The organism is Streptococcus mitis NCTC 12261 (genome assembly GCF_000148585.2).
GTDB classification, from domain to species: Bacteria; Bacillota; Bacilli; order Lactobacillales; family Streptococcaceae; genus Streptococcus; species Streptococcus mitis.
The window spans coordinates 672,990-685,543 of sequence record NZ_CP028414.1 but is presented as its reverse complement, the minus strand read 5'-3'; the positions used below and the strand labels follow the sequence as shown (position 1 = coordinate 685,543).

General features: G+C 35.8%; 15 protein-coding genes. 2 read left to right on the top strand and 13 right to left on the bottom strand.

What is annotated here, in order from left to right; genetic code table 11:
* Window positions 1-5: 5 nt before the first annotated feature.
* From SM12261_RS03705 to SM12261_RS03685, 4 genes are all read right to left on the bottom strand, one after another.
* On the bottom strand, window positions 6-536 hold the full coding sequence (locus tag SM12261_RS03705; RefSeq protein ID WP_001224347.1) for a YutD family protein: 531 nt from the start codon (window positions 534-536) through the stop codon (window positions 6-8).
* 161 nt (window positions 537-697) lie between these two features.
* Window positions 698-1,303 carry a superoxide dismutase SodA gene (gene sodA, locus SM12261_RS03700; RefSeq protein WP_000974733.1) on the bottom strand — a complete coding sequence of 202 codons (606 nt, stop codon included), beginning with the start codon at window positions 1,301-1,303 and terminating at the stop codon, window positions 698-700.
* A gap of 370 nt (window positions 1,304-1,673) precedes the next feature.
* Window positions 1,674-2,711 carry a DNA polymerase III subunit delta gene (holA, locus tag SM12261_RS03690; protein WP_135781821.1) on the bottom strand — a complete coding sequence of 346 codons (1,038 nt, stop codon included), beginning with the start codon at window positions 2,709-2,711 and terminating at the stop codon, window positions 1,674-1,676.
* 33 nt (window positions 2,712-2,744) lie between these two features.
* The gene (locus SM12261_RS03685; protein WP_000255154.1) at window positions 2,745-3,680 is read right to left on the bottom strand and encodes a dihydroorotate oxidase; all 936 of its coding nucleotides are present in this window, start codon (window positions 3,678-3,680) and stop codon (window positions 2,745-2,747) included.
* A gap of 240 nt (window positions 3,681-3,920) precedes the next feature.
* Between SM12261_RS03685 and gdhA the strand changes: the two genes are divergently transcribed.
* Window positions 3,921-5,267 (top strand): NADP-specific glutamate dehydrogenase, encoded by a 1,347-nt coding sequence (gdhA, locus tag SM12261_RS03680; protein WP_000199543.1) that lies wholly within the window; start codon window positions 3,921-3,923, stop codon window positions 5,265-5,267.
* Window positions 5,268-5,547: 280 nt separating this feature from the next.
* On the opposite strand, the gene SM12261_RS09480 is transcribed toward gdhA, so the two are convergent.
* Genes SM12261_RS09480 through SM12261_RS09675 form a run of 3 tightly spaced genes read right to left on the bottom strand, consistent with a single transcriptional unit; the run spans window position 5,548 to window position 6,373 of the window.
* Window positions 5,548-5,718, bottom strand: a complete 171-nt coding sequence (locus SM12261_RS09480) for a hypothetical protein (protein WP_000711945.1) — start codon at window positions 5,716-5,718, stop codon at window positions 5,548-5,550.
* A gap of 12 nt (window positions 5,719-5,730) precedes the next feature.
* Window positions 5,731-6,165, bottom strand: a complete 435-nt coding sequence (locus tag SM12261_RS03670) for an ATP-binding cassette domain-containing protein (RefSeq protein ID WP_135781820.1) — start codon at window positions 6,163-6,165, stop codon at window positions 5,731-5,733.
* The gene (locus SM12261_RS09675) at window positions 6,158-6,373 is read right to left on the bottom strand and encodes an ATP-binding cassette domain-containing protein (protein ID WP_265094651.1); all 216 of its coding nucleotides are present in this window, start codon (window positions 6,371-6,373) and stop codon (window positions 6,158-6,160) included. Before SM12261_RS09675 ends, SM12261_RS03670 begins: the two co-directional genes overlap by 8 nt.
* 352 nt (window positions 6,374-6,725) lie before the next feature.
* Between SM12261_RS09675 and SM12261_RS03660 the strand changes: the two genes are divergently transcribed.
* Window positions 6,726-7,574, top strand: coding sequence for a helix-turn-helix domain-containing protein (locus SM12261_RS03660; protein WP_000837479.1), 849 nt, complete (start codon window positions 6,726-6,728; stop codon window positions 7,572-7,574).
* A 43-nt stretch (window positions 7,575-7,617) separates the two neighbouring features.
* On the opposite strand, the gene SM12261_RS03655 is transcribed toward SM12261_RS03660, so the two are convergent.
* The 6 genes from SM12261_RS03655 to SM12261_RS03630 form a co-directional block, all read right to left on the bottom strand.
* A complete protein-coding gene (locus SM12261_RS03655) occupies window positions 7,618-9,480 on the bottom strand; it encodes an SAG1250 family conjugative relaxase (protein ID WP_000261797.1) in 1,863 nt (620 codons plus the stop codon).
* On the bottom strand, window positions 9,467-9,832 hold the full coding sequence (gene mobC / locus SM12261_RS03650) for a plasmid mobilization relaxosome protein MobC (RefSeq protein ID WP_000263039.1): 366 nt from the start codon (window positions 9,830-9,832) through the stop codon (window positions 9,467-9,469). Before mobC ends, SM12261_RS03655 begins: the two co-directional genes overlap by 14 nt.
* Before the next feature lie 9 nt (window positions 9,833-9,841).
* The gene (locus tag SM12261_RS03645) at window positions 9,842-10,201 is read right to left on the bottom strand and encodes an SAG1252 family conjugative relaxosome accessory protein (protein WP_000529547.1); all 360 of its coding nucleotides are present in this window, start codon (window positions 10,199-10,201) and stop codon (window positions 9,842-9,844) included.
* A gap of 294 nt (window positions 10,202-10,495) precedes the next feature.
* Window positions 10,496-10,786, bottom strand: a complete 291-nt coding sequence (locus tag SM12261_RS03640) for a DUF5960 family protein (RefSeq protein WP_001080187.1) — start codon at window positions 10,784-10,786, stop codon at window positions 10,496-10,498.
* On the bottom strand, window positions 10,776-11,141 hold the full coding sequence (locus tag SM12261_RS03635) for a hypothetical protein (RefSeq protein ID WP_000981959.1): 366 nt from the start codon (window positions 11,139-11,141) through the stop codon (window positions 10,776-10,778). Before SM12261_RS03635 ends, SM12261_RS03640 begins: the two co-directional genes overlap by 11 nt.
* Entirely contained in the window at window positions 11,138-12,553 is a 1,416-nt protein-coding gene (locus tag SM12261_RS03630; protein ID WP_000219659.1) for a Y-family DNA polymerase, read from the bottom strand. Before SM12261_RS03630 ends, SM12261_RS03635 begins: the two co-directional genes overlap by 4 nt.
* Between the last annotated feature and the right edge of the window lies 1 nt (window position 12,554).

The following is a 12,554-nucleotide window of genomic DNA, read 5'->3' as shown; positions in this document are numbered from 1 at the left end:
TCTACTCACTTCTGACGAATGACAAAATGACGTTGCCCCTTGTCCTCTTTCTGAGAATGCTGGTCTTTCTGACGACGTCTATTTTTCTTATCTGCATTCGGTTTTCGTTTGGTTTGAGTCGGTTTCTTTCCTTTTCTAGAAGGCTGTTCTTCTTCCTTCTTACGCATTTTCTTGTCAAATGATGCTCGCTTAGGGGCTTCATTTGATAAGACAAAATAGGCACAACCATAACTACAATACTCTAAAAGGTAGTCTTGTAAACGACTGATTTTTTCAAGTTTTTCTTCTGTTCGATCATCCTTGTAAAAACCTCGTAGGCGAAGCTGTTCGTTGCTCCAGTCTCCCACGATATAATCAAACTTGGTTAAGACTTCTGAAAAACGCTGATTAAAAGCCGTCACATCAAAGGCATCCTTGATATTTTCCACCAAGGAAAAAGCTATCCCTTCCGTTTCAACCTTGTCCCCATGTAAATGGAACTCAGGACCAGGAAACTTGTTATAGTTGTATAATTCAGGTGCAATTTCTTTTCGCATAGATATCCTTTTTCCACGATTACTTAATACTTTATTCTACCATAATTTCTAGCAGTTAGCACGTTTCTCATAAAAATGAAAAAAGTCTGACGATTTTGTCAGACCAAAATAATATAACCTTAAAAAGAGAAGAACAATTCTTCCCTCCATATATCATATCATTATTTAGCAGCTGCGTACAATTCATCTACTTTGTTCCAGTTGATCACTGAGAAGAAAGCTTTGATGTAGTCAGGACGCACGTTGCGGTATTTCACGTAGTAAGCATGTTCCCAAACGTCCAAGCCCAAGATTGGTTTTTTACCTTCTGAGATTGGTGTGTCTTGGTTTGCTGTTGAAGTCACTTCAAGTTTACCTTCTTTGTTGACAACCAACCATGCCCAGCCAGAACCGAAACGAGTTGTTGCTGCTGCAGTGAAGGCTGCTTGGAATTCTTCAAATGAACCAAATGTTGCATCGATTGCTGCTGCAAGTTCTGCTGATGGAGCTGTTTTCTCAGGAGTCATCAATTCCCAGAAAAGAGCGTGGTTCAAGTGTCCACCGCCGTTGTTAATAAGTGCTTGACGGATATCAGCTGGAATAGATTCTACATCAGCAAGCAAGGCTTCAAGATCTTCACCGATTTCAGGGTGTTTTTCTAGAGCTGCATTGGCATTGTTGACATAAGTTTGATGGTGTTTGTCATGGTGCAAGTGCATTGTTTCCGCATCGATGTATGGTTCCAAAGCGTCGTATGCATATGGAAGATCTGGTAAGATAATAGCCATCTGTAATACCTCTTTTTCTTTCTATATGAAAATGATAACGCAAACATTCACTTTTTTCAAGTTTTTTGCTTATAGATGAGGAAATCACTGAGATACTTTCTAATAATACTCTTCGAAAATCTCTTCAAACCGCGTCAACGTCGCCTTGCCGTAGATATAATTACTGACTTCGTCAGTTTCATCCGCAACCTCAAAAACATGTTTTGAGCTGACTTCGTCAGCCTTATTTACAACCTCAAAGCAGTGCTTTGAGCAACCTACGGCTAGTTTCCTAGTTTGCTCTTTGATTTTCATTGAGTATAAAATAAGCAAATCAGCAAGAAACCCACGACAAGATAATCCTGACGCGGGTTATAGTTTCAAAAAAATGTCAATTAACCTGACTAGCAATCTGTAAGAGTGCCTTTTTCAAAAGGAAACCTTTTTCATAAAGACCTGTCTTAATCTGATAGTCTGTCTCAATCAAATAGGAAATAGCTTGCTTCAAAAAGCTCAAGGAAAGTCCTCGCGAATCCCTAAGCGCAAACTTAATCTGATAGGGATTTGGATTGCGTCCGAGAAAACTACCTAAACTACTTGCAATCTGCGATTCTGTTTGCCCAGACTCCGCCAAAATTTTCACCTGAGTAAAAGTCCGAAATTGTCCTAGCATGACTGCAATCAGTTTAATTTCATCTTCCCCTTGCAATGTCAAGTCTCTAACCAAATCTCGCGCCTGGTCCATCTTTTTAGTCAGAATAAACTGAGTTAAATCAAAAATATTGTCCTGCAAGGTCTTGGGAATTGCGTTAACAATATCCTCTTCCTCGATAACAGAGTCTTCTTTATAGGACTGTAAAAAGAGGAGATTTTTCTGGATTTCGCTAAATTGGAAACCAGACTTGATGAGGAGATTTTCAAAAGAATGATTGGCAAACTGCAGACCTTGTTTCTGACTCCACTTTTGAAAATACTGGCGCAATTCTTGTTCTTTGGCTTCTACTGCATCAAAGACCTTGGCATCACGCTTCAGTAATTTAACCAACCGTCTTTTACTATCCAGCTTTCCTTCTGCAAAGATTAACAACTTAGTTATTGGTGAAGGATTGTCAAGGTATTCCTCAAACGACTTGAGCTCAGCATCTGTTAAAAAGCGTTTCTTGGCTGTTGTGATATCGACAAAATGGTCTAATATCACGATTTTCTCATCCGCAAAGAAAGGAAGGCTGACCAACTCCAGTTCTACATCCTTATAAACCACTTCTTTCATATCAAAGTAGGCAAAGTTGAGGTCAGCAGAATCATAGCCAATCTGTTTCAACACTTGACTCTTCATCACTTCAAACTGACCCTGGTCTGTCCCTGTAAATAGGCTCAGACTAGGTAAATTTGATAAAGTCAACTTCTGGCTTTCTTCAATAGCTAGCATCTTCTCTCCTTTCTTCTGATTTTTCGATTTAATTTAGTCAATGTAGCGCAATTTCCCACGGAAATCTTCTAAGCTCTCATACCCTTTTTCCGACATGATTGCTTTCAGTTCATTGGTAATACGTTCGAAGGCACCAACACCTTCTTTGTGAAGGGTGGTTCCCACCTGTACCATACTAGCACCACAGAGGATGTGTTCAAAAGCATCTCGACCAGTCAGAACACCACCTGTTCCAATGATTTGGATTTGAGGATTGAGACGTTGATAAAAAGCATGAACATTGGCTAGAGCAGTCGGTTTGATGTACTCCCCACCAATCCCACCAAAACCATTCTTAGGTCGAATAACGACAGATTCATCTTCTATATAAAGGCCGTTCCCAATCGAGTTAACACAGTTGACAAACTTGAGCGGATATTTATTGAAAATAGCTGCCGCTTGGTCAAAGTGAACAATGTCAAAATAAGGTGGTAATTTAATCCCAAGAGGTTTGGTAAAGTAGGCAAATACTTCTGCCAAAATTCGGTCAGTTGTCTCAAAATCATAGGCAATCTGAGGTTTACCTGGAACATTTGGACAGGAAAGATTTAGCTCAGTCAGACCACGAAACTCACTCTCTTGGACTTTTTTCAAGATAGTATGGGTTTCCTCTGGAGACATTCCAACTAAGGATAGAAAGAAGGTACGATTCGGTTCCTTTTCTTGTAATTCCAGAAGATAGTTTAGGTAATAATCTAAGCCATTATTTGGCAAGCCCATAGAGTTGATGGAACCAAGTGGAACATCTTGATAGCGTGGCTCAGGATTTCCCTGACGAAAGTCCAAGGTCGCTGTCTTCGTGACAAAGGTTCCTGCTGCTGAGTTTTTAACGCCTTCTAACTCTGCTATCGTCATACAAGCCACACCTGCCGCATTCATCAAACAATTGTCAAACTCAAAACCAGCAATTTGCGTTTTCGTTGATACCATGATTCTGATCCTCCAGATTCCTTTTATTGCTAATATTATACCACATTTTCAGATTTTCTCTTTAAGAAAGGCATTTATAAGAAAAACGTTCGTTTTTTATCTATTTCCAAAAAGCCTCAAAACTAAATGTCAAAACTAAATTGATAGAATTTTTAGAAAATTTCTGTTTTTTTCTTTACAGTAAAAAAAAATTCTGCTATAATGACTCACATAATTAAATTAGAATTTAAGGAGAACGATATGACATCTGCTAAAGAATATATCCAAAGCGTGTTTGAAACTGTAAAAGCTCGTAACGGGCACGAGGCTGAGTTCCTCCAAGCTGTTGAAGAATTTTTCAACACTTTGGAACCTGTATTTGAAAAACACCCTGAGTATATCGAAGAAAATATCTTGGCACGTATTACTGAACCAGAGCGCGTGATTTCTTTCCGTGTTCCTTGGGTTGACCGTGATGGAAAAGTTCAAGTAAACCGCGGCTACCGTGTTCAATTCAACTCAGCTGTTGGACCATACAAAGGCGGACTTCGTTTCCACCCAACTGTAAACCAAGGGATTTTGAAATTCCTCGGATTTGAACAAATCTTTAAAAACGTCTTGACTGGACTTCCTATCGGTGGAGGTAAAGGTGGATCAGACTTCGATCCTAAAGGTAAAACAGATGCTGAAGTGATGCGCTTCTGCCAAAGCTTCATGACTGAATTGCAAAAATACATCGGCCCATCACTTGACGTACCTGCTGGTGATATCGGTGTTGGTGGACGTGAGATTGGTTACCTTTATGGTCAATACAAGCGTCTTAACCAATTTGATGCTGGTGTCTTGACTGGTAAACCTCTTGGATTTGGTGGTAGTTTGATTCGTCCAGAAGCAACTGGTTACGGTTTGGTTTACTACACTGAAGAAATGCTTAAAGCTAACGGTAACAGCTTTGCTGGTAAGAAAGTGGTCATTTCAGGTTCTGGTAACGTTGCTCAATACGCTCTTCAAAAAGCGACTGAACTTGGTGCAACTGTTATCTCTGTATCTGACTCAAATGGTTATGTCATCGATGAAAATGGTATCGACTTCGATCTTTTAGTTGATGTTAAAGAAAAACGTCGCGCTCGTTTGACTGAGTATGCAGCTGAGAAAGCAACTGCAACCTACCACGAAGGTTCTGTATGGACTTATGCTGGAAACTATGACATCGCTCTTCCATGTGCGACTCAAAACGAAATCAACGGTGAAGCAGCTAAACGTTTGGTTGCTCAAGGCGTTATCTGTGTATCTGAAGGTGCCAACATGCCAAGCGACCTTGATGCCATCAAAGTTTACAAAGAAAATGGTATCTTCTATGGACCTGCCAAAGCTGCCAACGCTGGTGGTGTAGCCGTTTCAGCCCTTGAAATGAGCCAAAACAGTCTTCGTCTCTCATGGACTCGTGAAGAAGTTGATGGACGTCTCAAAGACATCATGACAAACATCTTCAACACAGCTAAAACAACTTCAGAAACATACGGTCTTGATAAAGACTACCTTGCAGGAGCAAACATTGCTGCCTTTGAAAATGTAGCAAATGCTATGATCGCACAAGGTATTGTTTAAGATTTATTTGCTCAATCCTCAATCGCTTTGATTGGGGATTTTTTGGTTGAGTTAAACAGTTAGAAAATTACTTACTCGCCCCCTTTTTTGCCCCTTTTTAAACAAAAAGAAAAACCACTACTCCTAAGAATAGCGGTTTAATCATGTCTTTAAGCTACTAATGTAGTCGCTCTATTATTTAAGTGTTATGAATAACTTCAATATCTTTAAAGCTTTTTGTTAGATTTATAATTTCAACTATAGCCATCTCTACTCCTTAGTTTACAGCAAAAAATTATGCTTAATTTTTATTGTTTTTGTAAGAAATCAGCGAACCCAATACTATTCCATTCAACAATCCTAAAGAAATACCATATTCAACTGGAAAATCTAAAAAAATAGCAAACACTATTCCAATTATCACCCCTAGTAAGGCTGCTGTTGAAATTACATATTCATTTTCTTTCTTCATTTTCTGTACACCTCATTTCCTTTTTGTATATAAGCTGTAGTACTCTCCACCAAGAGCCATTAAGTACTTATGATTTCCTGACTCAACAATCTTACCACCTTTCATTACAAAAATAATATTCGCATCCTTAATCGTTGACAATCTATGAGCTACAATTATTTGAGTACAGCCCTGACTTTTTATATACTTTGTTATTCTTTCCTCATTAATAGTGTCTAATGTACTAGTTGCTTCATCTAAAATTACAATACTAAGATTATTTATTAATGCACGTGCCAGTGCTATCCATTGTCTTTGACCACCTGAAATATTTGAACCCATCTCTGAGATGATAGTATTAAATTTCATCGGCATAGCTATGATTTCATCATAGACTTGAACTGCTTTACAAACTTCCTCTATCTTTTGTGAAGTAACTTCGTGCTTTAAAGTTTTATTATCAAGCAATACTTCTGTTCAATAAAAATGAATCCTGTGGAACTACTCCTAAATTTTGACTTAATATTTTTTTATCTATTTGATTAATATTTACACCATCAAATAAAACTTTTCCTGTATCAATCTTATATAATTCTGATGGTATTTTTGATAACGTACTTTTTCCTGACCCCGGTTGACCGACTAGTGCAATTCTCTGTCCTGACTCAATAGTCAAATTTAAATTTTCTATTACAGGAGCTGAGTCTTTGGAATAAGAGAAAGATAGATCCTTAATATCTATTCTACTTCAAACGTTTCTAAACTATACTCCGGAAAATAATTTAACCAATAATTAACCATACTATCTTTCATCGTGTCCTCCAACCAGTACTAGGTCTTTAGATGATATCTAAAGACTTAGGTGTACACCTAAACATTTTATCCACCGACAATAATAATATCCATAACCAACAATAAAATTAGGGAATTTTTTAAAATTTTCTTCATATTTAGACTTCCTTTCAGTTTTTATTTATTGTACAATAAATAAGAATCAATTACTTTTTTGTTGGGAAAACGGGAAAATTATGAAATCAAAACTTGGTATAACACTCAGAAAAATTCGAAAAGGAAAGAAAATAAGTTTATCTTCAATTGCTGATAGTAATTTATCTAAATCTCAAATCTCTAGATTTGAACGGGGAGAATCAGAAATATCTTGTATTCGACTAATCAATATTTTAGATAAATTACATATAACTTTGGATGAATTTATTATTCTTCATGACAATAATTCTACTAAAACTGGATCATTCGCTAACTTGGTGCAATATATTCGAAAGCACTACTCCACAAAAAATTTTGATAGTATTATTGAATTACTATCAAACTCTTCAAGTTATAACTTGGGTCCTTATGAAAAGACAATGGTAAAATCGATTCTCTATACAACAAATAAAAATTTTCTCCCCTCGGATGAGGAGTTATTACAGCTAACAGATTATCTTTTTAAAGTTGAAAACTGGGGTTACTATGAAATTATCCTATTAGGTAACTGTGTAAGAACAATTAAATATAACTCCTACTTCCTACTAACTATAGAAATGTTAAAAAATTATATCTATTCAACATTAAATAAGACAAATAAACGGCTTGTTACACAATTGGCAATCAATTGCCTAATTGTTAGTATTGATAAAGAAGAATTTCAAAATTGTAGTTTTCTAATCAAAGAAATAAAAAAATTACTAAATAATGAATTAAACTATTATGAACAAACCGTCTTCTTATATACATGTGGATACTTTGAATTTAAGTGCAATCCTGCGAACGGAATCGAAAAGATGAAACAAGCACTTCAGGTATTTGAAATTCTAGGAGAACATAATATAAAAGCACAGTACCAAGAGCACTATGACAAATATATTAATCAATAGCATAAAGGTAGTTAATCTTTAACCACCATAGGATTAGTTCTTATTATTCCAAAAGTATTTCTATACTAATTTTTTTATCAAAATCCTTATCATTCAGTACTTTTACAAACATTTCTAAATTTTTTATTAAGCTCTCATACTCATAGAGATAATGATCTAGCTCCTTTTGAAACGCTCTTATTTCTTCGCTTACTTGTTCTACTGTAATTGATTCTGGCAAATTTAATTTTGAAAAGTCATATCTTGCAAGCTTTCGACTGCTCACATCATCACTCTTCAAATTGATAAGCACTTCCGCCATCTTATTTAAGTTGGCGATTTTTTCATTAATTTGATTTAGTTTTATATCTATCTCTGCTATTTCTTTTACTAACTCGTCTTTAATGTCTTGGTATTTCTTATCTGCTTCAGTTAATTCAATGAAGAGGTTAATCTCAGTAATCTTTTCCTGTAGACTCTTAACTGTAGGTCTTCTGTATGGTATTACTCGACTATCGTTGGTTAGCTGTCTTATCAATGTTCGTCCTTTGACATACTGATTCTTATCCGAATGTTCTTTGTTATAGACAAAGTATGAGGTTGTCTCACGTATAAAGATTTTATATTTTGTTTGATTCTCTTCTTCCAGAATATCTAATTGATAATTGGGAATGAAAATGAGACCACTCTGCTTAATACCAAAAGACACTTTGATATAAATGCCCTCATCAACTAGCTTCTCTATTTGGTTCTCTGCAAGTTCCACTTCAAATTCACGAACGGTATCTCGTTTTTCCTTAAATGTCTCAAAGGCTTCCTCAATCTCTTCAGTGGATACTTTATCCTTATCTCGTTCTTCTTGGAAAGCATGGTACTGTTCCTGTAAATTCTCTAATCCTTCTGAAGCAATGACTTCCTTATTTTTAAAATAATCTTGAAAAAATTTGACATCATATAATTTCTTATCACTTATTTTTTGATGACCCAAACTTATCTTTTGATTATCTTCTTCCAGGATAAAAGTTACATTTTTTTGTTTTAAGTCAATGGTTAGATTCAATTCTTTTGCTTTTGTTATTAAATCTTCTAAAGAATTGACACGGTTCAACAAAAATTCTAAACGACTTTCAATCTCTTGCTTAGCAAAATTCATTCTAAAAAATTTTTCATCATATAAATCTCGCTTGCTGAGTTGGCGTCCTCGAATTCGTTTTGTCATTGCTCGATCTGTCATCATGAATCGACTATGCTTCTGACTAAAATCAATATGAACATGTAACTGCACCGCTTTTTCTAAAAAATCATCAAAGGACCTTGACTGCTGCATCAAAAAATAAAGACGTTGTTTCAATTCAAATTTATGACTAGACTGCCTATATTTTTGATAGTCACGGTAAGAGAAACGCTTTTCAATAATTTTTGCCCCCGCCATTCTAGAAATACGGTCTGAAATCATACGTAAATTTCGTTCTAAGGCATAATTCCATATCAATTTTTTATCTGAATTACTGTCTATGGCATTGATTAAGATATGGTTGTGGGTATGATCTTTGTCTGTATGAGTCGCTACGATAAACTTAAAGCGACCTCCTGTCAATTCCATCATGGTCTCATAACCAATGCAGTTAATTTCTTCAGGTGTCAGATTATCTTCAGGAGAAAATGATTGAATGAGGTGATGAGCATGAATAGTTTGTTGGTGTTTTTCTTGTCGGTCGTTTCTGGATTCGTACAACTTGTCATTATTGGTGAAGTTGACATTGTACATCTCTACCATTTCTGCATGACTAGGGAAGTCCAAGTAATTGCTCATGCCAAAATCAGATACCAATTTCAAATTGTCCGTTTTATCAGGGTTGAGAATATACTTAATTAAACGCCTACGATATTTTTTTCCGTGCGTCGCAAAGTGTTTAGTAACTACCATGAAACTCCTTCAGTCTTTTCACCTCCACTTGAAATTCTTTGTCCACTTCCTTAATTAACTCTCCGACTCCTTTACTCAATTCTTGTAATTGGTCCTGAGAAATCAGATGGCTTTGATTAATCGCACGCGCAATTTGATTTATGTTATTTCCAATCCGTCTCAATTCAAAAACTAACTGGTCATAAGTATCAGTGTTAATCGTGACAAATGACATATTGGGATTAAGTAAAACTTTTCTGGCATAGACTGAGAAATTTTGACAATTGCTCTTAGCAATCCGTTCATTCAATTGGTGTAATTCTGGATCAGTTAGAAATACTTTTTTGAGATTAGTACGATAGCGATAAACCATTACATCCTCCTAACCCATATATTTTTCACGGAACTCACGACTGAGTGGCTGCATTTGATTCACTTCTGCAATCAATTCTTGAACGCAAGTCAATAAGATTGAGACGTGCTCTTGAGTCACTTGATGATTTTCTCTTGCGATAACCAGAACTTCATACACATCTCGACTAATCTGTTCAAACTTTTGAGACTGCCAAAGGGAGAACCAACTTTCAAAAATTCTATCCTGATAATTCTTTTTCAATAAATTTTGACGAAGAAATTCTGAGAAACTATCCACTTTTTGTTCCCTCATCATTTCTTTTATCTGTTTTTCTTCTTGTCTCGTGATTCTAAATTGCTTTCGGATTGACTTAATTTCTTGTCCCATTCTGATATCCCTTCAACATTCTACTTGTCTGACAGTGTAAGTCTACCTCACATTGTCAGTACGCTTCCTAAAGACCTCACTTGCTTCTTGTTCGGTCTTTGCGAGCTCAGATATTGTGTCCACAATATCCCAAAAATCATATCGCCTGCCATTTCAAACCTCACGGTTTAAAAAACAAACGATATGAAAATGTGGTGGCACGCCCCCAAACCCCCAAGATAAATCTAAATTAAAAAAAGTATAACAAATACTTTTTGATAAAATTATCACAGAAAAAAGAGCCCTATCGGACTCTTACAAATTAAAACAATGTCTCTGATATTCATACTGCCTAATCCCACTACTATCTTTGTTCATCTTGATAGAAAAAACAAAGTAATGATCACGATTGTCTAAAGATTTGCTTTTGTTTAATTTAAAATAATGTTTCTGAGACATAGCCATGGTGCGTAAAATATCATCAGTGATAAATGTTAATGGTATATCTAAAGCAGAATACTTGTAAAAATCTGACTCAAACCTTAAATAAGAATCAGAAAAATAATCTAGCTGTAATTTATCATCATATAATTCTTTACGATTCATATAAATCTACCCCTTCTATCTGTATATCGAGTATATCTCCCCATCTTAATCGAAGAAAACCAGAGTCTGATTTAATGGATATAGACTCTCTCCCAATCTCTTTAACAATACCCGATACTACTTTTCTTCTATTTGAGAGCTTACAAACAAAAGTTGCTGGGAATACATTCGTATAAAGTTGACGAACAAATAGAACTTTCTCTTCCATTGATAGGAAAATGGAGATGTCTTCTCTATTTTTTTCTTCCCAAAGAGAACTGGAATGTTCTGACAAAAAGAATCCCATCCACTTAGCCATCCCACGGTCTTGATACTCTCTTGCAGACAAAAAAGGTAAATAAGAACGATTCATCATTTTAGTCCATCTAATCCTCCAGCTGAATGACCACCAATGAGTTTACTTCTTGCGATTGTTCTAGAAGCTTGATCCAAGGCATTCCCTTTCAATAGTGAAGTAAAACCAAATTCTGTTCGAATAGCATCGATTGCGGACTGGAGCCTTTCTTCTTTTTCTATTTTCTCAACATCATCAAATAATGAAATCAATCCAAATGATTCATCTACTAAACCTGAATAGCTCACTGCAACACTTCTGATAGCTCCTGAAGTATATTTAGTGTGAATTAACTTTAAAACATAGTTTGTCAGTAGTGCTGTTTGATTAGTTGGTTCAATCTTCATTTGAGTATGAATAGATCGTTTCTGTTCCACTTTAGAATACCCTAAGTGTATAGAAACCACAGTTGCTTTCTTACCAGCTCTTCTCAATCTAACAGCAACTTGTTCTGCCATCTCACGAAGTATGATCTCAATATCTCTTTGTTTGACATAATCTCTAGGTAAAACTTGAGAGTTCCCTATCCCTTTTGACTTTGGCTTATAAGGTTTATGAACATTACTTTCATCAATCCCATTAGCATGAAACCATAACTCTAGTCCCATAATCCCAAGCTCTTTTTTAATCAAGTCAGGATTAGCCTTAGCCAATTCTTTAATCGAAAAGATGCCTAAACTATGTAATCTCTTCTCCATCCGATTCCCAATTCCCCAGAAATCTGTCATTTTAGGGATAGACCATACTTTCTTTTCAATATCTTCATAGGACCAATTGGCTCTCATTGTCGGAGTTTTTTTAGCCTCATTATCAAGTGCTAACTTAGCTAATAAGGGATTGGCATTAGACATACCTACCGTTGAATAGATTCCTGTTTTTCTCCAAATCTTTTTTTGAATAGCAGCTGAGATGATGTCTAACTTATCTTTTCGACTAATACTTTTATCAGGCACAAAATAATTTAATGAACTGGTTAAATCTATAAATCCTTCATCAATTGAGTAGGGATAAATATCTTCTGGTGCTGCAAAATCTTGAAAGATTTTTTGAATCTCCATATTGACTGCAATATAAGTATCCATTCTCGGAGGAACAATCACTGTTGATTTTGCCCAGTCCTCTATATAACGGACATAGTCTATCGTTGTCGGCAAACCTTGTTTTCTAGCATTATAGTAAGAGAACTTTCTAGTCTTTACATCAAATGGTAAATCATAGGAACGTCCAACATTTGATTTCCCAAATACCTTCTTAAACATAGGAGAGGAAGCAAGGATTAACCCAGCAGAATTATCTGCTCGACTCATAACACAAAGTGAAGTCTTAAGTGGATGCAGGCCTCTATCTACACACTCCACACTTGCGTAAAAAGATTTCATATCAATAAAGGCAATATCGCTTTTAGGTTCGAGACTATAATCAAACCAAGTCATA